The 21,677-nt window shown below is 64.4% G+C and carries 31 protein-coding genes; 18 read left to right on the top strand and 13 right to left on the bottom strand.

Annotation, left to right across the window (positions count from 1 at the left end; genetic code table 11):
- Positions 1 to 139 precede the first annotated feature (139 nt).
- The 3 genes from RAD16_RS36820 (at position 140) to thiC (ending at position 3,755) form a co-directional block, all read left to right on the top strand.
- A complete protein-coding gene (locus RAD16_RS36820) occupies positions 140 to 922 on the top strand; it encodes a thiazole synthase (RefSeq protein WP_458162770.1) in 783 nt (260 codons plus the stop codon).
- Complete coding sequence (locus RAD16_RS36815) at positions 909 to 1,517, top strand: thiamine phosphate synthase (protein ID WP_458162769.1); 609 nt, start codon at positions 909 to 911, stop codon at positions 1,515 to 1,517. The genes RAD16_RS36820 and RAD16_RS36815 overlap by 14 nt, the downstream gene beginning before the upstream one ends.
- Before the next feature lie 339 nt (positions 1,518 to 1,856).
- Positions 1,857 to 3,755, top strand: a complete 1,899-nt coding sequence (gene thiC, locus RAD16_RS36810; protein ID WP_458162768.1) for a phosphomethylpyrimidine synthase ThiC — start codon at positions 1,857 to 1,859, stop codon at positions 3,753 to 3,755.
- Between the two features lie 94 nt (positions 3,756 to 3,849).
- Here thiC and RAD16_RS36805 read toward each other — a convergent pair whose 3' ends face one another.
- A complete protein-coding gene (locus RAD16_RS36805; protein ID WP_458162767.1) occupies positions 3,850 to 4,335 on the bottom strand; it encodes a DUF4262 domain-containing protein in 486 nt (161 codons plus the stop codon).
- A 99-nt stretch (positions 4,336 to 4,434) separates the two neighbouring features.
- On the opposite strand from RAD16_RS36805, the gene RAD16_RS36800 reads away from it, so the two are divergent.
- On the top strand, positions 4,435 to 4,950 hold the full coding sequence (locus RAD16_RS36800; RefSeq protein WP_458162766.1) for a mismatch-specific DNA-glycosylase: 516 nt from the start codon (positions 4,435 to 4,437) through the stop codon (positions 4,948 to 4,950).
- A 211-nt stretch (positions 4,951 to 5,161) separates the two neighbouring features.
- On the opposite strand, the gene RAD16_RS36795 is transcribed toward RAD16_RS36800, so the two are convergent.
- Complete coding sequence (locus RAD16_RS36795) at positions 5,162 to 5,599, bottom strand: VOC family protein (protein ID WP_458162765.1); 438 nt, start codon at positions 5,597 to 5,599, stop codon at positions 5,162 to 5,164.
- A 240-nt stretch (positions 5,600 to 5,839) separates the two neighbouring features.
- Between RAD16_RS36795 and RAD16_RS36790 the strand changes: the two genes are divergently transcribed.
- Entirely contained in the window at positions 5,840 to 6,490 is a 651-nt protein-coding gene (locus tag RAD16_RS36790; protein WP_458162764.1) for a glutathione S-transferase family protein, read from the top strand.
- Positions 6,491 to 6,588: 98 nt separating this feature from the next.
- Positions 6,589 to 7,281: a glutathione S-transferase C-terminal domain-containing protein gene (locus RAD16_RS36785; protein ID WP_458162763.1), complete on the top strand. Its 693-nt coding sequence runs from the start codon at positions 6,589 to 6,591 to the stop codon at positions 7,279 to 7,281.
- A gap of 108 nt (positions 7,282 to 7,389) precedes the next feature.
- Here the strand turns inward: RAD16_RS36785 and RAD16_RS36780 are convergent, their stop codons facing one another.
- Positions 7,390 to 7,824: a hypothetical protein gene (locus RAD16_RS36780; protein ID WP_326903840.1), complete on the bottom strand. Its 435-nt coding sequence runs from the start codon at positions 7,822 to 7,824 to the stop codon at positions 7,390 to 7,392.
- A 510-nt stretch (positions 7,825 to 8,334) separates the two neighbouring features.
- On the opposite strand from RAD16_RS36780, the gene RAD16_RS36775 reads away from it, so the two are divergent.
- From RAD16_RS36775 to RAD16_RS36760, 4 genes are all read left to right on the top strand, one after another.
- The gene (locus RAD16_RS36775; RefSeq protein ID WP_458162762.1) at positions 8,335 to 8,718 is read left to right on the top strand and encodes a RidA family protein; all 384 of its coding nucleotides are present in this window, start codon (positions 8,335 to 8,337) and stop codon (positions 8,716 to 8,718) included.
- Between the two features lie 147 nt (positions 8,719 to 8,865).
- Positions 8,866 to 9,126, top strand: coding sequence for a hypothetical protein (locus RAD16_RS36770; protein ID WP_458162761.1), 261 nt, complete (start codon positions 8,866 to 8,868; stop codon positions 9,124 to 9,126).
- Between the two features lie 236 nt (positions 9,127 to 9,362).
- Positions 9,363 to 9,614 (top strand): hypothetical protein, encoded by a 252-nt coding sequence (locus tag RAD16_RS36765; RefSeq protein ID WP_458162760.1) that lies wholly within the window; start codon positions 9,363 to 9,365, stop codon positions 9,612 to 9,614.
- Between the two features lie 94 nt (positions 9,615 to 9,708).
- Positions 9,709 to 10,347 carry a hypothetical protein gene (locus RAD16_RS36760; protein WP_458162759.1) on the top strand — a complete coding sequence of 213 codons (639 nt, stop codon included), beginning with the start codon at positions 9,709 to 9,711 and terminating at the stop codon, positions 10,345 to 10,347.
- 111 nt (positions 10,348 to 10,458) lie between these two features.
- On the opposite strand, the gene RAD16_RS36755 is transcribed toward RAD16_RS36760, so the two are convergent.
- Positions 10,459 to 10,944 carry a J domain-containing protein gene (locus RAD16_RS36755; RefSeq protein ID WP_458162758.1) on the bottom strand — a complete coding sequence of 162 codons (486 nt, stop codon included), beginning with the start codon at positions 10,942 to 10,944 and terminating at the stop codon, positions 10,459 to 10,461.
- Between the two features lie 111 nt (positions 10,945 to 11,055).
- Between RAD16_RS36755 and RAD16_RS36750 the strand changes: the two genes are divergently transcribed.
- Both RAD16_RS36750 and RAD16_RS36745 read left to right on the top strand, forming a co-directional pair.
- Positions 11,056 to 11,823 carry an SDR family NAD(P)-dependent oxidoreductase gene (locus RAD16_RS36750; RefSeq protein ID WP_458162757.1) on the top strand — a complete coding sequence of 256 codons (768 nt, stop codon included), beginning with the start codon at positions 11,056 to 11,058 and terminating at the stop codon, positions 11,821 to 11,823.
- A 198-nt stretch (positions 11,824 to 12,021) separates the two neighbouring features.
- Positions 12,022 to 12,267, top strand: coding sequence for a helix-turn-helix domain-containing protein (locus tag RAD16_RS36745; protein ID WP_092021689.1), 246 nt, complete (start codon positions 12,022 to 12,024; stop codon positions 12,265 to 12,267).
- Here RAD16_RS36745 and RAD16_RS36740 read toward each other — a convergent pair.
- A complete protein-coding gene (locus tag RAD16_RS36740; RefSeq protein ID WP_458162756.1) occupies positions 12,264 to 12,503 on the bottom strand; it encodes a hypothetical protein in 240 nt (79 codons plus the stop codon). The two genes, RAD16_RS36745 and RAD16_RS36740, sit on opposite strands and share 4 nt — an antisense overlap.
- Positions 12,504 to 12,662: 159 nt before the next feature.
- Here RAD16_RS36740 and RAD16_RS36735 point away from each other — a divergent pair, with 159 nt between their 5' ends.
- Entirely contained in the window at positions 12,663 to 13,205 is a 543-nt protein-coding gene (locus RAD16_RS36735) for a collagen-like protein (protein ID WP_458162755.1), read from the top strand.
- Between the two features lie 70 nt (positions 13,206 to 13,275).
- Here RAD16_RS36735 and RAD16_RS36730 read toward each other — a convergent pair whose 3' ends face one another.
- Together RAD16_RS36730 and RAD16_RS36725 are read right to left on the bottom strand one after the other, a co-directional pair.
- The gene (locus RAD16_RS36730; protein ID WP_326903851.1) at positions 13,276 to 13,497 is read right to left on the bottom strand and encodes a hypothetical protein; all 222 of its coding nucleotides are present in this window, start codon (positions 13,495 to 13,497) and stop codon (positions 13,276 to 13,278) included.
- 96 nt (positions 13,498 to 13,593) lie between these two features.
- Positions 13,594 to 13,860 carry a DUF2277 domain-containing protein gene (locus tag RAD16_RS36725; protein WP_211406977.1) on the bottom strand — a complete coding sequence of 89 codons (267 nt, stop codon included), beginning with the start codon at positions 13,858 to 13,860 and terminating at the stop codon, positions 13,594 to 13,596.
- Positions 13,861 to 13,986: 126 nt separating this feature from the next.
- On the opposite strand from RAD16_RS36725, the gene RAD16_RS36720 reads away from it, so the two are divergent.
- Together RAD16_RS36720 and RAD16_RS36715 are read left to right on the top strand one after the other, a co-directional pair.
- Complete coding sequence (locus RAD16_RS36720; RefSeq protein WP_458162754.1) at positions 13,987 to 15,048, top strand: alpha/beta fold hydrolase; 1,062 nt, start codon at positions 13,987 to 13,989, stop codon at positions 15,046 to 15,048.
- A gap of 134 nt (positions 15,049 to 15,182) precedes the next feature.
- Positions 15,183 to 15,536, top strand: coding sequence for a hypothetical protein (locus RAD16_RS36715; RefSeq protein ID WP_458162753.1), 354 nt, complete (start codon positions 15,183 to 15,185; stop codon positions 15,534 to 15,536).
- 5 nt (positions 15,537 to 15,541) lie between these two features.
- Here the strand turns inward: RAD16_RS36715 and RAD16_RS36710 are convergent, their stop codons facing one another.
- The gene (locus tag RAD16_RS36710) at positions 15,542 to 15,784 is read right to left on the bottom strand and encodes a hypothetical protein (protein WP_458162752.1); all 243 of its coding nucleotides are present in this window, start codon (positions 15,782 to 15,784) and stop codon (positions 15,542 to 15,544) included.
- Between the two features lie 46 nt (positions 15,785 to 15,830).
- Positions 15,831 to 17,201, bottom strand: coding sequence for a S8 family serine peptidase (locus RAD16_RS36705; RefSeq protein WP_458162751.1), 1,371 nt, complete (start codon positions 17,199 to 17,201; stop codon positions 15,831 to 15,833).
- Positions 17,202 to 17,372: 171 nt separating this feature from the next.
- On the opposite strand from RAD16_RS36705, the gene RAD16_RS36700 reads away from it, so the two are divergent.
- The gene (locus RAD16_RS36700; RefSeq protein ID WP_458162750.1) at positions 17,373 to 17,975 is read left to right on the top strand and encodes a pyridoxamine 5'-phosphate oxidase family protein; all 603 of its coding nucleotides are present in this window, start codon (positions 17,373 to 17,375) and stop codon (positions 17,973 to 17,975) included.
- Between the two features lie 79 nt (positions 17,976 to 18,054).
- Here the strand turns inward: RAD16_RS36700 and bfr are convergent, their stop codons facing one another.
- The 3 genes from bfr to RAD16_RS36685 all read right to left on the bottom strand — a co-directional run bounded on the left by bfr (position 18,055) and on the right by RAD16_RS36685 (position 19,365).
- Complete coding sequence (bfr, locus tag RAD16_RS36695; RefSeq protein ID WP_011089420.1) at positions 18,055 to 18,543, bottom strand: bacterioferritin; 489 nt, start codon at positions 18,541 to 18,543, stop codon at positions 18,055 to 18,057.
- Between the two features lie 132 nt (positions 18,544 to 18,675).
- Positions 18,676 to 18,948, bottom strand: coding sequence for a (2Fe-2S)-binding protein (locus RAD16_RS36690; RefSeq protein WP_458162749.1), 273 nt, complete (start codon positions 18,946 to 18,948; stop codon positions 18,676 to 18,678).
- Between the two features lie 117 nt (positions 18,949 to 19,065).
- Entirely contained in the window at positions 19,066 to 19,365 is a 300-nt protein-coding gene (locus tag RAD16_RS36685; RefSeq protein ID WP_458162748.1) for a hypothetical protein, read from the bottom strand.
- Positions 19,366 to 19,490: 125 nt separating this feature from the next.
- On the opposite strand from RAD16_RS36685, the gene RAD16_RS36680 reads away from it, so the two are divergent.
- Together RAD16_RS36680 and RAD16_RS36675 are read left to right on the top strand one after the other, a co-directional pair.
- Positions 19,491 to 19,829 carry a hypothetical protein gene (locus RAD16_RS36680; RefSeq protein ID WP_458162747.1) on the top strand — a complete coding sequence of 113 codons (339 nt, stop codon included), beginning with the start codon at positions 19,491 to 19,493 and terminating at the stop codon, positions 19,827 to 19,829.
- Positions 19,830 to 20,069: 240 nt separating this feature from the next.
- On the top strand, positions 20,070 to 20,354 hold the full coding sequence (locus tag RAD16_RS36675; protein WP_458162746.1) for a hypothetical protein: 285 nt from the start codon (positions 20,070 to 20,072) through the stop codon (positions 20,352 to 20,354).
- Positions 20,355 to 20,448: 94 nt separating this feature from the next.
- On the opposite strand, the gene RAD16_RS36670 is transcribed toward RAD16_RS36675, so the two are convergent.
- Complete coding sequence (locus RAD16_RS36670; RefSeq protein WP_458162745.1) at positions 20,449 to 21,675, bottom strand: lytic murein transglycosylase; 1,227 nt, start codon at positions 21,673 to 21,675, stop codon at positions 20,449 to 20,451.
- Between the last annotated feature and the right edge of the window lie 2 nt (positions 21,676 to 21,677).

Raw genomic sequence — 21,677 nt, 5'->3', positions numbered from 1 at the left:
GAGGTCGGATCGCCCTTCGCGATCCGGGTGAGGGGGTACAGGTATCTCGGCATCGGTACACGCGGAGAGAGCCCCTCACCCCAACCCTCTCCCCGCAAGAGCGGGGCGAGGGAGCAGACCGCAACACGCGGAGGCACTGATGGTCACTTTCTACGGCAAGCAATTCGCCTCCCGCCTGCTGATCGGCAGCGCGCTCTATCCCTCGCCCGCGATCATGCAGGCCGCCATCCGCGCCTCGGGCTCGAACATCGTCACCGTGTCGCTGCGGCGCGAATCCGCCGGCGGCAAGACCGGGGACGCGTTCTGGAAGCTGATCCGCGAGCTCGACGTCGCCGTGCTGCCCAACACCGCCGGTTGCCGCAGCGTGCGCGAGGCCGTGACCACCGCCAAGCTCGCCCGCGAATTGTTCGGCACGAACTGGATCAAGCTGGAAGTGATCGCCGACAACGACACGCTGCAGCCCGACGTCGTTGGCCTCGTCGAAGCCGCCGGCATCCTGATCAAGGACGGCTTTGAGGTGTTCCCCTATTGCACCGAGGACCTCTCGGTCGCGAACCGCCTGGTCGATGCCGGCTGCAAGGTGGTGATGCCGTGGGCCGCGCCGATCGGCAGCGCCAAGGGCATCATCAACCGCGATGCGTTAAAACTCCTGCGCGAGCGCCTGCCCGACATCACGCTGGTGGTCGACGCCGGCATCGGCGCGCCCTCGCATGCCGCCGAGGCGCTCGAGCTCGGCTATGACGCCGTGCTGCTCAACACGGCAATCGCAAAGGCGGCCGATCCCGTCGCGATGGCCAACGCGTTCCGCCTCGGTATCGAGGCCGGCCGCACCGCGTTCGAAGCCGGGCTGATGAACGCCCGCGACTTCGCCTCCCCCTCCACCCCTGTCGTTGGGACCCCGTTCTGGCATGCCGTATCCTGATCGCTTCTATCCCGTCGTCGACAGCCTCAAATGGGTCGAGCGCTTGACGAGGCTCGGCGTCGGCACCATTCAGCTCCGCAGCAAGGAGCTGAACGACGCCGACGCGCTCCAAATTGTCACCGACGCGCTGGCCATCACCAACGGCACGCAGGCCAAACTGGTCGTGAACGACTATTGGCGCGCAGCGATCGTCGCCGGCGCAAAATATCTGCATCTCGGCCAGGAGGATCTGGCGGAGGCCGACCTCAAGGCGATCCGCGAGGCCGGCCTGTCGCTCGGAATCTCCACGCACGACGACGCCGAGCTTGCGACCGCGCTCGCCGCAAAACCCGATTACGTCGCGCTCGGCCCGATCTTCTTCACCACGCTCAAATCGATGCGGTTCGAACCGCAGGGCATTCCGAAGATCACGGAATGGAAGAAGCGCATCGGCAGCATCCCGCTGGTCGCGATCGGCGGCATCAAGTTCGAGCACGCCGCGGAGATCTTTGCGGCGGGCGCGGATTCCATCGCGGTGGTGTCCGACGTCACCCAGAACGCCGACCCGGACGCGCGGGTGCGGCAATGGCTCGGCCAGTCGATGGAGGCGGCATGATGGCTCCACTCTCTCCACGCCGTTATTGCGAGGAGCGAAGCGACGAAGCAATCCAGACTGCTTCCGCGGACACATTTCTGGATTGCTTCGCTACGCTCGCAATGACGGAGAAATTCGCTACCAGCGTCGCCCTCTCTTTATCCCGTCACCCCCGCGCAACGGCGAAGCCGTTGTCGCTGGAGGTGGCCGCGCAAGCGGCCCTCGAAGGGCGACGGCCCGGCTCTTTCATCCTTCGAGGCTCGCGTTCCGCGAGCACCTCCAGCGACGAGCGCTTCGCGCTCGCGCAGGGATGACGAGATTGAAATTGCACCCAGGAATTAAGAGTAACCGGAGGATCCCATGAACATCCGCTCCAACCCCGACAAGACCGTTCCCGCCGTCACCACCGGCCCGCTCGCCTCCTCGCGAAAAATCTTCGCGACGCCCGATGCCGCGCCCGATCTGCGCGTGCCGCTGCGCGAGATCATCCTGTCCGAGGGCGCCGGCGAGCCGAACCTGCCGGTCTACGACACCTCGGGCCCCTACACCGACCCGTCCGTGACCATCGACGTCAATGCCGGCCTGGCCCGCGACCGCAAGCAATGGGTGCTGGAGCGCGGCGGCGTCGAGGAATATGACGGGCGCCAGATCAAGCCGGAGGACAATGGCAGCGTCTCCACCGACAAGGCCGCGCGCGCCTTCTCGGCCTATCACAAGCCGCTGCGCGGCCTCGACGGGCAGAAGATCACGCAGCTCGAATTCGCCCGCGCCGGCATCATCACCAAGGAGATGATCTACGTCGCCGCCCGCGAAAACCTCGGCCGCAAGCAGCAGCTCGAGCGCGCGGAAGCAGCGCTTGCCGACGGCGAGAGCTTCGGCGCCGCGGTGCCCGCCTTCATCACGCCGGAGTTCGTGCGCTCAGAGATCGCGCGCGGCCGCGCCATCATCCCCTCCAACATCAACCATTCCGAGCTCGAGCCGATGATCATCGGCCGCAACTTCCTCACCAAGATCAACGCCAATATCGGCAACTCGGCGGTGACATCGTCGGTCGAGGAAGAGGTCGAGAAGATGGTGTGGGCGATCCGCTGGGGCGCCGACACCGTGATGGACCTCTCGACGGGCCGCAACATCCACACCACGCGCGAATGGATTTTGCGCAACTCGCCGGTGCCGATCGGCACCGTTCCGATCTACCAGGCGCTGGAGAAGTGCAACGGCGATCCCGTAAAGCTGACCTGGGAGCTCTACAAGGACACGCTGATCGAGCAGTGCGAGCAGGGCGTCGACTATTTCACCATCCACGCCGGCGTGCGCCTGCAATACATCCACCTCACCGCCAGCCGCGTCACCGGCATCGTCAGCCGTGGCGGCTCGATCATGGCGAAGTGGTGCCTGGCGCATCACAAGGAGAGCTTCCTCTACACGCATTTCGACGAGATCTGCGACCTCATGCGCAAGTATGACGTCTCGTTCTCGCTCGGCGACGGCCTGCGTCCGGGCTCGATCGCGGATGCCAACGACCGCGCGCAGTTCGCGGAGCTGGAGACGCTCGGCGAGCTCACAAAGATTGCGTGGGACAAGGGCTGCCAGGTCATGATCGAAGGCCCCGGCCACGTGCCGATGCACAAGATCAAGATCAACATGGACAAGCAGCTCAAGGAGTGTGGCGAGGCGCCGTTCTACACGCTTGGACCGCTGACCACCGACATCGCGCCGGGCTATGACCACATCACCTCAGGCATCGGTGCGGCCATGATCGGCTGGTTCGGCTGCGCCATGCTCTGCTACGTCACGCCGAAGGAGCATCTCGGCCTGCCCGATCGCAACGACGTCAAGACCGGCGTCATCACCTACAAGATCGCGGCCCACGCCAGCGATCTCGCCAAGGGCCACCCCGCAGCCCAACTGCGCGACGACGCCCTCTCCCGCGCCCGCTTCGAATTCCGCTGGACCGACCAGTTCAACCTCGGGCTCGATCCGGACACCGCAAAGAGCTTCCACGACGAGACCCTGCCGAAGGAAGCCCACAAGGTCGCGCATTTCTGCTCGATGTGCGGACCAAAGTTCTGCTCGATGAAGATCACCCAGGACGTGCGGGATTATGCGGCGACGCTGAACGATCCGAACTCGATCGGTATGTCGATGCAGGGCACGGCCGAGGACGGCATGGCCAAGATGAGCGCGAAGTTCAAGGAGATGGGCTCAAGCGTTTATCTGGATGCGGAGAAGGTGAAGGAGAGTAACAAGGCGTTGTGAAGCGGCCCGCGCCGCGTCCGGGCTTGCCCCGGACATCCACGCGAAAAATCAAAGGCCGGGCAAATAGCCCGGTCTTTTTTTGCAAATCGTTGCTTTACGAGACCGCCTTCTTCAACAACGGCTGATCCCGTCTGACTTCGAGCGAGCATTCCGCCTCCCAGGGGAAATGACGATCAACGTCCTGCCAGACGACCTGGAGACAGGGGAATACGAGCCGCGATTTCCAGTAGAACCAGATCGCAGTGCCGAGATATTCCGGATATGCCGCTAACGGCACCTGCCAGAAGCCGAGCTTGTAGCCGTTCTCCAACAATTCGTCGGAGATATCGCCATCGACGAATTTATGCCCCGCAGCAGCGCGATCGCGGATAAGGTTGATGATGGCCTGCGCGTTTTGAGCACTCTGGCCGAAGATGATGAGTTCGGGGTGGCCGTAGTTCAGATACAGACCGATTGAAAACGCGAAGGACGGAGTGCCATCGGGTATGCCCGTGATATGGCGGCCGTGGTTGCGGACGTTACGCAAGATGATCTTGTCGGCTTCGTGCTCGGGCTCCGGCCACTCGAACTGGTCGTGCATTCTTTCCCCCGACAGGCCTGCGGCGCACGGCGCTCGCGCAACGCCTGACAATATCGACGGCATATTCAGAGAAGACGCAAGTCAATAATCGCATCGAAGATGTCCAACACCGTTCACCGCCTCCCCGACCAGCTCCGCCCTAACCTCCGCCTCGTCTTCGTCGGCACCGCCGCCAGCACACGCTCGGCCGAGCTCGGGCACTACTACGCCCATCCCGGCAACCGCTTCTGGCGCGCGATCCATGAGGCCGGGATCACGCCGCGGCGCTATCAGCCGGGGGAGTTTGCGGCGCTGATCGAGCTTGGGATCGGCTTCACCGATCTCTCCAAGTCGGGCGCGGGGATGGATCACCAGATCGCGGCTGAGACGATCGACGTGCCGGGCTTCAGGGCCAAGATCGAAGAGTATCGGCCGGGGACGGTTGCGTTCACGAGCAAGAAGGCGGCGAGCTTGTTTTACGGGAGGCCGTCGAGCGGGATTGCGCTGGGGCGGCAGCAGCGCGAGGAAAGCCTGCCGGAGATTTTTGTCTTGCCGTCGCCGTCTGGTGCGGCGTCGGGGCATTGGACGCTGGAGCCTTGGCGGGAGCTTGCGACGTGGATTGCCGAGTTGGGCTAGCGTAGCCCGGATGAGCGCAAGCGATATCCGGGGCCGGCGGTTGCCCCGCATGTCGCTTCGCCCATGCGGGCTACGGTGGCCCCGAACACGAGACTTCGTAGGGTGGGCAAAGGCGCGTCAGCGCCGTGCCCACGATTTCTCCGTGAGTCCCCGGCAGTGCGTGGGCACGGCGCAAAGAACGCGCCTTTGCCCACCCTACGGCACCGTCCCCTCACCCCGCATATGCCTTGTCGAGATCCGCGATCACGATCTTCCGCATTCCCATCATCGCCTGCATGACGCGGTTCGCCTTGGTGCGGTCGGGGTCGCCGAGGTAGCGGCCGAGTGCGGTCGGGATCACCTGCCAGAAGAGGCCGAACTTGTCCTTAAGCCAGCCGCAGCGGGACTCTTCGCCGCCGTCCGCAATCAACCGGCTCCAGAAGTAGTCGACCTCCTCCTGTGTTTCGACGCTGATGAAGAACGAGACCGCCTCGTTGAAGCGGTATTGCGGGCCGCCGTTGAGCGCGTTGAAGCGCTGGCCTTCGAGCTCGAACACCGCCATGAAGTCGCTGACGGTCTCGACCTTTGCGTTTGGAAACACCGATTTGTAGAACGCGACGGCTTCCGGGACGTTGTTGTCGAACCAGAGGAACGGCGTGATGGAAGTCATGAGCGGGGATCCTTTCAGCTCGGGCGAGGTGGCGCGGGTGCTCCAAGGACGTGGCCGGGAGGCGCGTTCCGACAGCGCAGGCGGGATTTTCTTGTAGCCCGGATGAGCGCAAGCGATATCCGGGGCGACTGTTCCCGCATATCGCTTCGCTCATGCGGGCTACGGACTACGGGCTACTGTCGGAAACCGCCCCACCCGTTCGTCCTCTGAACCGAAAGCCCAACCACCCCGGAGCCTCCCATGCGCCCCACCATCACCGCCTTCGAAAGCTCGCCCGACCGCGGCCGCGGGCAGGCGCGCGACATGCGGGTTCGCTGGGCGCTGGAGGAAGCCGGCCTGCCTTACGACGTTCGCCTGGTGTCGTTCGCGGCGATGAAGGCGCCGGCGCATCTTGCGCTGCATCCGTTCGGGCAGATCCCGACCTTCGAGGACGGCGACCTCGCACTGTTCGAGTCCGGCGCGATCGTGCTGCATATCGCCGAACGTCATGCCGGGTTGCTGCCGACGGATGCCAATGCGCGGAGCCGCGCGATCGCGTGGATGTTCGCCGCGCTCAACACGATGGAGCCGCCGATCGTCGAGCTCGGCATGGCGATGCTGTTCGAGCGCGACAAGGACTGGTACGCGGAGCGCCTGCCGATGCTGCAGCAGCGTGTGCGTGTCAGGCTCGGTGAATTGTCCCGCCGCCTCTGCGATGCCGAGTGGCTGGATGGCGCCTTCAGCGCCGGCGATCTCATGATGGTGACGGTGCTGCGCCGGTTGAACACATCGGGGCTGCTGCAGGAATATCCTGATATCGCCGCCTATGTCGCCCGCGGCGAAGCGCGGCCGGCGTTCCGGCGGGCGTTCGATGCGCAGCTGGCGGTGTTCGAGGCCGCGTTGCGTTCGTAGCCCGGATGAGCGCAAGCGATATCCGGGGCGACCGAGGCTGCCATTGCGTTCGCCACTACGCCAATGCATGCTGGCTCCGCCAACCGAGGAGCCCGCCGATGCTGACCCTCTATTCCTACCCTGAGCTGTTCGGCGTCGCCGACAACAACGGCTACGGCCTCAAGGTCTACGCCTTCCTGAAGCTCGCAGGCGTCGCGTTCGTGCACGAGCATGTGTTCGATGCCTCCGCCGCGCCGCGCGGGCAATTGCCTTATGTGATCGACGACGGCGGGACCATCGGCGACAGCGAGACGATCATCGCGCATGCGATTGCGAAATATCGCCTGGGCATCGATGCCGCACTGTCGCCCGAACAGCGGCGGACCAATCATCTGGTCACGCGCATGCTCGACGACCTCTATTGGGTGATGTCCTATTCGCGCTGGAAGGACGAGCGCTTCTATCCTGCGTTCCGCGACGCCTTCATCGCGCAGCATCCGCAGATCGATGCGGAGGGGTTCGAGAAGGCCAAGGCCTACAACGCGCAGCGCTATCATTACCAGGGCATCGGCCGCTACACGCCCGACCAGGCTTACGCGCGGGGCCTTGCCGATCTGCAGGTGCTGGCCGAGATCGTGCCCGCCGTGGGCTTCGTCCACGGCGCGGCGCCGACCAGCTGTGATGCCGGCATCTACGGCTTTGTCGCCAACATCTATTACTTTCCGATCCCGACGCCGCTGAAGGCGTTCGTCGATGCGCAGACAAACCTCGTCGCGCATTGCGAGCGGGTGCATGCGATGGTGAATGCGTAGGAGCCAATTCCGTCATTGCGAGCGCAGCGAAGCAATCCAGACTGTTGCTGCGGAGGGATTCTGGATTGCTTCGCTGCGCTCGCAATGACGGCGTTGATGCACCGTCGTCTAGCGCATCGTGATCGCGAGGCCGCTGAGATCGGCGTTCGCCATCAGGCCGACCTGCGTACCGGTCAGCTCCAGCACGGCGCCCTTCTGGTTGGTGAGCACGATGGCGCGAGCGCCGCGGCCGACGGCAAGGCCAGCACCGGCCGCACCGTAGACGCCGGCGACATCCGACGGGCGGTTGATGTTGGAGACGCGGCCGCGCAGCACGGTCTTGGAGCCGCCGAAGACGAGGCCGTAATCGAGCCCGCCGGTCGAGAGCCCGTAGGAGCGGCCGCGGAAGTTCAGCACGCCGGAGCCGCCCGAGCCGCCGATGATCCAGCCCGCCTTGTAGATCGTCAGCACCACGGTGCCGCCGTCGGCCATCGCCGAGGTCGAGAGGCCGGCCAAAGCGGCAATGGCGACCAGCGCGGCGCGAAGGGTGGTGGCGATCTTCATGGGGAAGCTCCGGGGCTATTTTTAGGGGAGGAAACGAATCGGACCGGACGAATGTATCCGATCGATCGCGGCGGCAACATGATTGGGCAGAGGAGCACGTGGCAAGACGATGCCATTCACCGCGCACGGTGCGCTCCCTCGCCCCGCTCTTGCGGGGAGAGGGTTGGGGTGAGAGGCTGTCGCCGCACAAGCGGTAGCAGTCGAACTCGCGGAGACTCCCCCTCACCCGCCGCGCTACGCGCGTCGGCCTCTCCCCGCACGCGGGGAGAGGCGAACCACCGCGCTCGCGGACGCAACCGCCATCATCCCATTCTGCTCCTGTTTTGCCCGACGGAGCAAGCGAATATTTCGCTATTACCGAATTTCAAAAAGCTCAATGATTTCTGGTTGGTTCCTACTGTGCATGGGGTCGTTTTCGCATTTTTTGTTTTTGCCCCTCTCTCCATACCGATTGCAACTCCCCCGCATCCCGCTACGCTCATGCTCCCGACACGCCCACGAGGTGATCCCATGCCGATCCAGCATTTCGCGCCGCCGCTGCATGTGAAGGCGCCGCCGCTGTCCTTTGCGACGCGCGTCGGCGACCTGCTGTTCGTCTCCGGCATTCCCGGCTTCGATGCGAACGGCGCCCTGCCCGACGGCTTCGAGGCGCAGTTCGCCAATGTCGTCGTCAACATCAAGCGCGTGCTTGATGAAGCCGATGCAACCGTCCGCGACCTCGCCAAGGTCAACGTGCTGCTCACCCGCGCCTCCGACGTGGCCGCCATGAACGCGCTCTATGCCGGCGCCTTCGGCCCGCCGCCCTATCCGGCGCGCACCACCTGCGTGGTGCACGCGCTGCCCGATCCGAAGATGCTGATCGAGATCGAGGCGGTGGCCTCGCTCGCGAAGTGAGCTGCGTGTGACTTGTCGGGCACGCGGCCCAACCAAGTGAGCTGCCGCGGCTGACATATCCGTGAAACGGCCGCGCCCCCGCTTGCCAAGGACCTGCATTTACCGCACGAATTTTCGTGTCCCACGTCCCCCCAAAGGAGATACTTCATGCGTCGCGTTCTCGCCCTCTGTGCCATTGCCGGCATCGCCAGTTCCGTGTTCGCGCTGCCCGCATCTGCTGCGGTCGGCTATTACGTGATCCGCTGGGACAACACCGGCATCTGCCAGGTCTGGAACGAGGACCTGAAGTACAAGCCGTTCCAGTGGGGCGCCTCGACCTACAAGGTCGTCAGCAAGCCGGTCCCGACCTTCACGGCCGCCTCCGACCTGCAGATCAAGATGCGCGCCGAGCGCCGCTGCACGCTCTAGGCTTGAGGCGACAGACGAGATTTCGAGGGCGGTTCGCGCGAGCGGGCCGCCCTCCTTCGTTTGGCGGACAGCCTATTTTTTCAGCCGAAATCCCGCATCTCCGGCGTACGCGCTTTGAACCTCATGCGCATGCGGAACTACTCACTCCTTGTCCGGGGCGCTACCCCCAGCGTCCCGTACCACCCCTCCCCTCATTGTCGGGAGGCGCATCACATCTTTCATTTGAGGAGCTGATCATGCGTCGTATTTCCGTGCTGTGCGCTGCCGCCGGCCTTGCCATTGCCGCGTTCGCCGCCACCAGCCAGGCCGAAGCCGGTTATCATCTGATCCGCTGGCAGAACGGCGGCTTCTGCCAGATCTGGGACGAGAGCATCCCGACCACGCCGTGGCCCGCCGATTACGCCCGCGTCAGCGCCTCCGTGCCGACCTTCGTCGATGCGCTGGTGCTGAAGGACCATGCGCTGAAGGACGGCCACTGCACCTGGTAAGAATTCGATCGGCGGACGACAAGGGTCGGGCAAGGATGCGATGCTAGCATTCTTGCCCGATCGCGTTTCTATTCCCTCCTTGCGGGATTCATCGATGCGCACGCTCACCGCGACAGCCACCATTCTCAGCGTCTCGCTTGCGCTAGTCTCCACTGCGCCGGCGCAGGCACCGCAATCGTTCCGCGTGATCTCGCCGATCTTCGACCAGCTCGTCAGCTTCGCGATGCCGTCGAATTTCGCCGCCGTGTTCGAGAACACCAAGGGCGGCCACTACATCCGCGAAGCCGTGCTGAAGGGCGAGACGCCCGAGCGCTGGACGCAGATGATCACGGTCACCGGCGAGAAGGGCATGACGCTGACGCGAGGCGCTTCGCCCGAGATGTTCGCGGGAACCATCGCCGGCGGCTTCAAGTCCGCCTGCCCCGACAGCTTTGCGGCGCAGCCGCTCGGCGTCATAACGTTCGGCCGCTTCGAAGGTTTTGCCGCCGTGATCGGTTGCGGCCGCATCGACAGCGGCCCGACCCGCCACAGCGAGACCGCGCTGCTGATTGTGCTGAAGGGCTCCGCCGACTACTACACCATCCAATGGGCCGAGCGCGGCCCTGAGAGCGACGAGCCACAGGTCAAGGACGAACGCTGGCAGGCGCGCCTGAACGATCTCGGCCCCATCACCCTCTGCCCGATCGTTACAGGCGAAGCCGCGCCCTATCCGAGCTGCGTGAACAAGAGCTGAGTGCTCAGACCTCGTAGGGTGGGCAAAGCGCAAGCGTGCCCACCATTCCATCCATCATGAAGGTCGTGGGCACGGCGCGTTGCGCCTTTGCCCACCTATGAGACCTCGCTCTCACGCGTCCTTGTGCGCGCCGGGATGGATCAGGATGTCGCGCGCGGCGGCGAGGTCGATGAAGGCCTCATTGCTGCCGCCCTGGTCGGGATGCATGTCCTTGGCGGCGCGGCGATAGGCCTGGTTGATGTCCTCGCAGGTGAGCTGCACCGCGAGCGGCAGGCCGAGCACCTTGCGGGCGCGATCCTCGCTGGAGAGTTTCTTCGGCGCGGCGTTGCGGCGGCCGAAGCGCGGCGCGGTCAGGCCATGGACGACCTCGAGCACCACGCCGATGCGGCGCTGCGCCGCCAGCGTGACGCTGGGATCGTCATTATCGACGGCCTGGCGCAGCACCGGAAGCGCCTGCTCCGCCGCCTGGCGCAGCATGGTGTCAGTGCTCATCCGCGCGATCTCGGCCACGAGCCGGCCCGCCTCGGCCCAGTCGGCGGCGTTCGCCGACCGCAGGCGTTCGAGACCGAGTTTCCAGGATTCAAGCCGTTCCATCATGCGCGTAACGTTTAGCAATGCAGACCAGTATGCCAAGGCGGCCGTTTCCGACCCCTTAATTTCGGGTTAGCCTTTCATGAAACTTAGAAACGAAATCGGGAGGAAATTGTCATGGCATTGCTCGCAAACCACATCGCCGTCGTCACCGGCGCCGGGTCCGGCATCGGCCGGGCGATCGCGACCGGCTATGCGCGGGAGGGCGCGCAAGTGGTGCTGCTCGACGTCAACGCCGACACCGTCGCGGAGGCCGCGCAGGAGATCCGCAAGGCCGGCGGCAAGGCCGAGAGCTTTGCGCTCGACGTCACCAAGCGCGATGATTGCTTTGCGCTGGCCAAGCAAGTCGCCGACAAGATCGGGCAGGTCTCGATCCTCGTCAACAATGCCGGCATCACCCGCCGCAACGCCTTCACCGCCGAGACCGAGACGGTGGCGAAGGACTGGAACGACATCATCTCGCTCAACCTCAACGGCGTCTTCAACATGACGCAGGCGTTCCTCGCGCCGTTGCGCGCCAGCAAAGGCCGCATCGTCAATATCGGCTCGATCCAGTCCTTCGTGCATCTGCGCACGCCGAGCTCGGCGGCGTATACGACGTCGAAGCACGGCGTGCTCGGCTTCACCAAGGCGCTTGCGGTCGAGCTCGGCAAGGAAGGCGTGCGCGTCAACGCGATCGGCCCGGGCTTCATCGAGACCAACATCAACGCCAATGTGCGCGCGACCAATCCGGCGCTGGTGCAGGCCTTCGTCGATCACACCCCGCTGGCGCGCACCGGCAAGCCCGAGGATATCGTCGGCCCCGCGATCTTCCTCGCCTCGGATCTGTCGGCTTACGTGACGGGAACGATCGTGATGGTGGATGGTGGGTATCGAACGGTGTGAGGCGGGAGATCGTCCCGCCTCGCTATGCATCTCGTGCCAATCACGGCGCCATCGCGGCAATCCCAAGGTCAATTGGTGCGATGGCAGAAGATTAACCTTTCATTAACCAAACCCGCCCACCGTAGATCTACGGCTTGGGGGTCGTTTGTTCTCGATCCGCTTCCAGCGAAGGAAGCGGGCGTTGATCGGGGTGTGTTGATGACCACTGTTCATGTCGCGGCGCCGCAGGACGCACAATTCCTGGCTCCTAACCAGATCGTTCCACTGCTGATCGGAGCGACCGTCGACGAGGTCGAGCGCGAGCTCGTTCTCCAGACGCTCGCGCGCTGCGACGGCAACCGCACACGCGCATCGCGCGTGCTCGGCCTGTCGGTGCGCACGCTGCGCAACAAGATCAGGATCTATGCCGCCTCGGGCATCGAGGTGCCCGCCTATCACGACTAGCGCGTGACGGCGCGGCCGATCAGTCCGCCGCCGAGAACCACGAGCGCGATGATGGCGACGGCGGCCGCGATCAGCTCGATCGTGCGGAGCACGAAGGCCGTCATGACGGCCCATGACGATTGCGGCTCCTCGGCAAAGGCGACCGGCACGACATCGGGCACGAGCAGATGGGCCAGCCCGACTGCGACGGCAAGGATGACGGCCGACAGGCAGAAGATTGTCCACGCAGCTCGCATCGCGCGCTCCTCGAAAAGGGTGTGGCCGCGCGCAATTCAATGACACGGCGCCCCGTGCGACCGATTGATGTTGATCAAGCCTGAGGCGATGCACAGGCAGAATTGCTGCTGTCGTCAAACGCCGCTAAGTAGCTTGCTTCCGGTCAAGGGAGCAGTGGCGTGGCAGACGATCAGGGACGGCAGGGACCTCAGGGTCCGCGCGGGCGGCAGGGCGAGCCGGGAAGACCGGGACCGCAGGGTCACCCCGGCAAACGCGGACCGGACGGTGCGCGCGGCAAGCCGGGTCCGCAGGGCAAGCCGGGTCCGGTCGGCAAGGCCGGACCGCTGGGCAAGACCGGTCCGCAAGGCAAGGCGGGCGAGGCCGGTCTGCGTGGCGCCGTCGGCGCGCAAGGACCTGCCGGACCGCAAGGGCCAGTGGGGCCGCAGGGCCCGCGCGGCGAGGCCGGACCGCCCGGCCAGCTGCCATCGATCGAACAGGTACTGCCGTGGCTCGAGCAGCTCTTCGATGCCTGGGACGAGCGCCGCCGCCAGCGCGAGCATGAAGCTGCCGAGCGGGACACGCAGGAAGCCGCCGAGCGCGCCGCGCTGGAGGCCGCCGTGCAGGAAACTGACGAGATGCACGACGAGCACGAGGACGACGCCAGCGAAGGCGACGGGCACAAGAAAAAGAAGAAAAAGAAGAAGCACGGTCACAAGGATTAATCTGCGCTCGTGCCCCAGGCTCTGCGCCGCAGCGTTGCACGCTGCAGCGCGTCCGGGACACCAGCCTCGTTCAGGAGGCTGGTGATGAATCATCCTTGCGCGGCAGCATGCCCATGCGCTCGAACTGCCAGCGCATGGCGCGATACCAGAGATAGCCGACCGCCGCGCCGCACAGCGCCAGGATCACGACGTTCGCGCTCGAGAACGAGCCGCTCCACCACATCATCCACGCGGTCCACAGCAGCGTGAAGACGATGGCACCTGCTTTCAGCGGAAGAAGGGGGCGGCTCATGATCGGGCTCCGGGCTGTCAAAACCCCGGCGCACATCATCTCAAGTCGAGGCGGCCGATACCGTGAGCCAGATCACGGAAGGCGTGCTTGCGGCCGCTAGCCGAAGCGCAGCCGCGAGCGTTCCTTCGCCTTCTCCGCCTCGACCTCGCGGTCGCGCGCCGGCGCATGGGTATGCAGCGAGGTCAGCAGCTTTCGCGCGGCCTCCGAGACCTCGGCCACGGCGCGGTCGAAGGCCGCCTCATTGGCCTGCGAGGGCTTGTTGAAGCCGGAGAGCTTTCGCACGAACTGGAGCGCGCTGGCATGGATCTCGTCCTCCGTCGCCGGCGGCTCGAAATTGAACAGCGTCTTGATGTTGCGGCACATGCAGTCTCTCCTGATGGTGTCCTCGTAAGACGAACGGCGGAACCGAAATCCTACATCTACCCGGGCACTTCTGCTAAGGTCCGCGTCAACGCGGCCGCCGGATATGAGCCGCACGGGGAGAGGAACATGAAAGCTTCTTGCGCGGCGCTGTCGGCCGTTCTGCTGTCCATCTCGGCATCGGCATTCGCCGCCGACTATCCGGCGCCGAAACAGGGCGATTGGGTCGCCAGGGATTTCAAGTTCCATACCGGCGAGGTCATGCCGGACCTGAAGCTGCACTACACCACCGTCGGTGAGCCGACCGGACAACCCGTGCTGGTGCTGCACGGCACCGGCGGCTCGGGCGCGAGCATGCTGACGCCCGCGTTCGCCGGCGAGATGTTCGGCGCCGGACAGCCGCTCGATGCGTCCAAATATTACATCATCATTCCCGATGCGATCGGCCACGGCAAATCGTCAAAGCCGTCGGACGGCATGAAGACGGGCTTTCCGAAATACAATTACGACGACATGGTCGAGGCGCAGCATCGCCTCGTAACCGAAGGGCTCGGCGTCAAGCATCTTCGGCTCGTCATCGGCAACTCGATGGGCGGCATGCAGACCTGGCTGTGGGGCGAGAAATATCCCAAGGACATGGATGTGCTGGTGCCGATGGCCTCGCAGCCGACCGAGATGGCCTCGCGCAACTGGATGATGCGGCGGATCATGCTCGACACCATCCGCAACGATCCCGACTACAATGGCGGCAATTACACCAGCCAGCCACGCATGATGAAATACGCCATCACCGCCTACGGCATCGCCAGCATCGGCGGCACGCTCGCCTATCAGCAACAGGCGCCGACCGCGGCCAAGGCCGACAAGATCGTCGACGAACGGTTGGCTGCACCGGTCACGGCGGACGCCAACGACTTCCTCTACCAGTGGGGTTCCTCGCAGGACTACAACGCCGGCGACAGACTGGAGCAGATCGAGGCATCACTGCTGCTGATCAATTCCGCCGACGACGAGCGCAACCCGCCGGAGACCGGCATCACGGACGCTGCGATGAAGCGGATCAAGAACGGCAGGCTGTATCTGATCCCCGCGAGCACGGAGACGCGAGGCCACGGCACCACGGGCAACGCGAAATTCTACGTCGAGCAGGTCAGGCAATTGCTGCAAACCGCGCCGCAGCGCACGATGTAAGCGTCGTCAATCGCCCATATCGCAACGCATCATATGCGGCGCCTCGGCGCCGCATATTATTTGAGCATGCAATGCGCTGACAGCTCGGGCTTAATCGCATCAACGATACGAATCGAAACGCGACGGAGGATCGCATGCACAGGCTTGCGCTGTGCGTCTTGCTGGCTGCGACGATGGCGCTGACGAGCGCGGCGTTCGCGTTCGACAACGGCCAGTACGACCATGTTCCGCCCGACATCCGCGCGTGGTTCAAGAGCGTGATCGCGCCGAACGGCGTGCCCTGCTGCGATATCTCCGACGGCCATCGCACCGACTACGATGTGCGGGGTGGTACCTATTGGGTGCCGATCGAGGGACAATGGATGGAGGTCCCCGCGCGCGCCATCATCCGCGATCGCGGCAACCCGGTCGGCCAGGCCGTGGTGTGGTACGTTTATCACCGCGGCGCCATCATCATCAGCTGCTTCGTGCCGGCCGACGCAGTGTAGGCCGCTCAGCCCTTGAGATCTCGCTTGGGCGAGGCCTCGACATATTCGATGTCATCGCCAAAATCGCCGAGCGCGGCGCGAACGGATTTGGCGTCGGCCTCGGCGACAGTGAAGATCGCGGCGAGGCTTTGCCGCTTCTGCCCAGGAAACAGGTTCTCGGCGGCATAGCCGGCATCACTGAGCGTCTTGATGATCAGGCGCCGCCGGCGCTGATCGACACGATCGTGAAATTTGAACTGCACGGACATGCATAAGAAGCTAGCCGTTCACGGCGCCCGATCAAGGCCGCGGCGCTTATTTTCGCCGCTTCCTCGCGGGCTTCGCGCGGCCGAGCGCAGCGGCAACATCGAGGAGGCCGGCGCCGTATTGCGGCGTAAAATCCTTGCCCCGCATCGCCGGCAATTTGGTCGCGGTCGCGATCAGGCGTCTCGCAACCGCAAGCCCGGCCGCCCGGGATTTCGGCTTGTTGATGTAGACGAGTGCAGCGGCTCCCGTCACATGCGGCGTCGCCATCGACGTGCCGGGCCAGGAATCGTATGTCACGTGGTCGGCGAAACTTGCCTTCACACGGGGCACCGTCGACAGGATGTTGACACCGGGCGCGACCAGCTTGATGTGCCTTCCCGTGTTGGAGAACGAGGCCCGCCGATGAGATTCGTCGACGGCGCCGACGCCGATCGTGTCCGGATAGCCCGCCGGATATTCCTTCGGATTGCCGTCCTCGAACTCGTTACCCATCGCGGTCGAGATGACGACGCCGGCGTCGACCAACTCGGCGAAGATCGCTGCTTCCGCCTTCGAATGGTCCTCGCCGCCAATGCTCAGATTGATGACCTTGATGTTGGAATCGAGCGCGGCCGCGAGCGCCTTGCTGTAAAACTCGAAATTGAAGTTCTCGTCATCACCCGCACGCTTGGGATCGTCGAACACCTTCCAGCAGTGCAGCCGGCAATTGGCGAGGCCCACGATACCAACCGAATTGTTGACCACTGCCGCGATGGTGCCGCCGACATGCGTGCCGTGACCAAGAAAATCGCGCTCGCCGTTGCCGTCGTGCCTGTACTCCTCGATGGCGTGTGCAAGATCCGGATGTCCGGCGTCGACACCGCTATCGAGCACGGCGACATGGACCCGCCCCGCACCAGGTCGCGGCCTGTCGAACCATCTGATGGCGCGAAGGCCCCACTGCCGGATCGTCATGGGATCGGCGGCGGCACTGAGCCACCGATTGGGAACGGGCTCGACCAGATCCATCGCCCTGGAAGCACTCAGGCGCTTCAGGACTGACGCACCGATCTTCTTGTCCTTCACCTCCACGATCTGAAATCCGGCCAGCGCCTCCCGCGGTGCCGCCGTTGCAGAGCGTGCGATCGAGCGATGAACCGCGGCCAGAGCCTGCGGCCGCGCCGGTGCGTCGCCGCCGCCGTCGACCACGAACAATGGCTTCATCGACTGCAGCCCGAAATTGTCGTGCAGGAAAGCGACCGGACCTGTGACCTCCTCGGGCATCGTGTCCATCAGCGCGCGTGCCGTTGCCGCCTGAGGCGCGATCGCCGCAATCTGGCGGGCAACGGCCGGCTTCAACCGGACGATGAGCTGTCCTGGAACATGCTTGCGACGGCGCGGCCGATCGCCAGCGACCCGCATTGCCTGCGTGGAGGCCATGACGAATTCCCTCCCTGAAAGCGTTAAAGTATGCCACCCGTTATAAGCGAAATTGTTGCGCCAAGCTACCGCGCCATCCGGCACGATCGATTGGCCGTGGCGGCGCGACAAAGAGGGATAGCGATCAGGCCAAAGGATGATAATCTTGCATCCTCAATCAAGGAGACCTTCGTGACCGATCTTTGCGCCGAAGACCTCGCGACCATCTATGCCAAGCCAAGCCCGCGCGTGATCGCGAAGGCGCGTCCCGCGATCGATGCGCATGCCAAGAAGTTCATCGAGATGTCGCCGTTCTGCGTGCTCGCGACGTCGGGCACCGACGGCAGCGTCGATGCCTCGCCGCGCGGCGGCGGCATCGGCTTCGTCCACGTCACCGGTCCCAACCAGTTGCTGATGCCCGACCGCTCCGGCAACAACCGGATCGACAGTTTTCGCAACGTCGTCGAAGGCTCGGGCTTCGTGCACATGCTGTTCTTCGTGCCGGGGATCGATGAGACGCTACGCGTCGGCGGCCGCGGCACGCTGTCGGCCGATCCGGATCTGCTCGCGTCCATGGTGGAGTTCGGCAAGCCGCCGCGCGCGGTGTTGAACGTCGCGGTCAGCGAAGTCTATTTCCACTGCGGCAAGGCGCTGATGCGCTCAAAGCTGTGGTCGCCGGAGAAGGTGCAGCGCTCGGTGATGCCGAGCATCGGCCAGGTCATTCACGATCAGACGGGCCTGGGTGAACCGGAGAGCCAGGAGATCGTGGAGGAGCGTTACAAGACGCAGTTGTAATTGCCTCCCGAACAAAAATGTCGTCCCGGCCTGCGCCGGGACGACATCGAAATGCACGACTGACGTCGACGTCGGAGCCTTAGTGCCCCTCGCCCTCGAGCCCGCCGACGTGCTTCTGGGTGTAGAGCTCAAGGCCGATACGGCCGATCAGATCGAGCTGGGTCTCGAGGAAGTCGATGTGGTGCTCCTCGTCGCTCATCAGCTTCTCGAACAGGTCACGCGTGACGTAGTCCTTGACGCCGTGGCAGTAGGTCGCCGCTTCCTGATAGAGCGCCCGTGCGCTCATCTCGGCGGCGAGGTCGCACTCGATGATCTCCTTGACGTTCTGGCCGATGCGCAGGGGATCGAGCACCTGCATGTTCGGGAAGCCGTCGAAGAACAGGATGCGCGCGGTGAGCTTGTCGGCGTGCTCCATCTCCTCGATGGACTCCTTGCGCCAGACCTTGGCCATGTCGAGGAGGCCCCAATTGTCGAGGAAGCGATAGTGCAGCCAGTACTGGTTGATCGCAGTCAGTTCGTGACGCAGCGCCTTGTTGAGATAGTCGATGACTTTTGCGTCGCCCTGCATGGTTCACTCCAGATCTTGCAGTCCAAATCGGACCTATCCGACTTTAGAACGCTTCTAAATGAGATTAAACGCGAGAGCAACCGGCTACGGGGATGCAGCCGGGGAAAAGCTCAGCCGATGATGGGGAAAGTTTCAGCAGGCCGCGAGGGCAAACTGGGCGGGCTCAGCCGTCTCGTCATTGGCAGCCACGGTATGGCTATGCGGGCAGCCCGAGCAGCAGGACTTGGCGCAGGGACCGAGGGCTTCGTCGATGATGGTCTTGATCGTCCGGGCGCAACGGCCGCATTCAGCGCTGCAACCGAGGCATCCATAGACCTGCTTGGCATGACGCACGGCATCGTCGGACTCGGCGACGGCGGCGCGGATGTCGTCATCGCTCAGTACGTTACAGGAACAAACGATCATGGAAGCGGTAGGCCCTTCGGTGATGCGCCATCATCGATATTTAACGGGCCGTCCGGATGCAAAGGGAAAAACCGGTATTTGAAGCTATTCCAAACTGGCCGAAAAACAGCGGCGGACCTAGTCGCCGCCGCCTCCACCACCGTCGCCGCCGCCTCCACAATCGCCGCCGCTGCTGCCGCTATCGCTCGAGGAACAGCCGTCGTTTGAGCTTCCAGAGCTGTCGCTGGAGAACCAGCTCCCCAGCGAGAAGCCGTCGCTCGTGCCCGAATAGCTGTCGCCACCGCCGCTGCTGCTTCCATCGCCGCCGGCCGATGCCCGCGAGCGCCGGTTGCGGTTCTGGAGATGGGTGAACCAGCCATAGCCGATCGCAAAGATGACCCCGGCGGCGATCAAAGCGTTAATCATCCCGTTGCCCATTCAGCGTCTCCTTCCGAGCCATACCAATTGGTCGCACCCGGCAAAGGTGCCGTTCATTGATCGTTCAAACAGAGTATGGAACTTAGGATCCCAAAGAGTTCCGCGCGTATGAAGAGGTCAAATCCATGAAGAAGTCGCTCCTGGCAATTGCTGCCGTCGCCACGCTGGCCCTGACGGCCGTAACGCCGGCCCACGCTCAGCGCGGTGTCGCCGCAGGCGTCGCCGCCGGGATCATCGGTGGCGCCATCGTTGGCGGTGCGCTGGCCTCTCCGTATTACTACGGACCCGGTCCTGCTTATGGTTATGGCCCGGGCTACGGCCCCGGCTACTATCCGCCGCGCTATTACGCGCCGGGTCCGGGCTACGTCGCTGACGACTATTATGGTGACGGCTGCGTCTGGCAGAAGCAGCGCTTCTGGGATGGCTACGCCTGGCGCGTTCGTCGCGTCCGCGTCTGTGGCTGAGGCGACTCGAAGCGCGGTTCGCTGCGACTGATTCAGCTGGCCCGGTTCACTACGGATGCGCCGTTCATCTCCGGGCCTGAAAAAGACCGCTTTTTCGCGTCACAGCTCCGTGTGCGTTTACCGTGGATTGACCATTTGCGCGCTTCCTAGCTGCAAGGCCAATTCCATCAGAGTGTGCGTGAACCTTTGAACCCCGGACGCCTCTAACAAGAGGATCCATCTCCCAGGAGAGCCAAGAGCATGAAGAAGACTTTTGTTGCCGCCCTCACGGTTGCGACGATCGCCGGTTCGCTGGTGACCGCCACTCCGCCCGCCAACGCCGGTGACAACGTCGGCGCCGGCATCGCGGCCGGCCTGATCGGCGGCGCCATCGTCGGCGGCGCGATCGCATCGAGCCGTCCGGCCTATGGTGGCCCGGTTTACGTCGCCGAGCCCGGCCCGCCGCCCCCGCCCTGCTACTGGCAGCGCCAGCGCTACTGGGATGGCTACGGCTGGGTCGTCCGCCCGGTTCGCGTTTGCTATTGATCTGATCGTCTTTGATCTGATCGTCCTGGCGCATGCGCGCCGCGATCGAAGCCCGGCCGAGACCATCGGCCGGGCTTTTTCTTTTGGTCTCTCGCTAGCGCGCCGCCTGGATCGAGCGCAGCACCTCTTCGCTCGGCCAGCAATCGACCTTGAGGCCTGCCGACTTCTGATAGGCGCCGAGCGCGGCGCGCGTCTGCATGCCGGCCTTGCCATCGATCTTGTCCTTATAGAGCCCGACGCGCGTGAGCCCGCGCTGCATGGTCTCGACGTCCTTGGTGCGCAGCTGCTTGGAGGCCGCCCAGGGCGTTGCGAACGGCAGCGGACTCGTCATGCGGTCGCTGAGATGGCCGACGAACAGCACGTAGAGGTCGGAGAAATTGTATTCCTTGATGACGAAGTAGTTCTTCGTGGTCAGGAATGACGGACCGTAGATGCCCTCCGGCTGAAGCAGCGATGCCGGCTGCGCCTGCTCGGCAGCGCTGAGCTTCTCGCCGCGCACCGGCACAAAGCCTTCGCGCAGCCACTGGCCGATCGGCTTCGTCACCTCGGGCACACCATTGGTGCAATCGACCTTGGCCGGCGCCTGCACCTCATAGGCCCAGCGCACGCCGCTCTGCCAGCCCTTGTTGACGAGCTGCTGCGCGGCGGAGGCGAGCGCATCCGGCACCGAGTGCCAAATGTCGATACGGCCGTCGCCGTCGAAGTCGACGCCGTGCTTGTAATATTCCGACGGCAGGAACTGCGTGAGGCCGGTGGCACCGGCCCAGGACGAGCGCATGTCCTTGCGCGTCACTACGCCCTCGCCAAGGATCTTCAGCGAGAGGATGAACTCGTTGCGATAGGTGTCCTTGCGCCGTCCGACATAGGCCTGCGTCGCCAGCACGCGGACCAGATCATAAGGCAGCGTGTAGCGGCCGTAATCGGTCTCTCGGCCCCAGATCGCGAGCATCACGGTGGCAGGCACGCCGGACTTCTTCTCGATCTCGCTCAGCGCCGGACGATATTTCTGCAGCAGCCGCTGCCCCTCGCCCGCAAGCCGCGCGATCGAAGCTTCCTTGACGTAGTCGGCCGGCACCTGCACGAACTCGGCCTGCGACGGCGCGCCTGTCGCGGGCCGCCCGGGCAGGATCAGATCGGGCAGCTTGTAGTCGGGCTCGAGCCCGCGCGTCTGCTCGTCGAACGTCTTGCGCGACACACCGGCAGACTGCGCCTCCGGCCAAAGCGCGGCGATGAATTGCGTGAAGGCGGCGTCGGCGGCGCGGGCGGGCGACCATCCGCAGGTGACGACAATCGCCGCAGCGATGAGCGCCCGCCGCATCATGC

The sequence above is a fragment of the Bradyrhizobium sp. 18BD genome, assembly GCF_054185225.1.
Note: the sequence above shows the minus strand (reverse complement) of the source record. Positions and strands in the feature narration are given on the sequence as shown.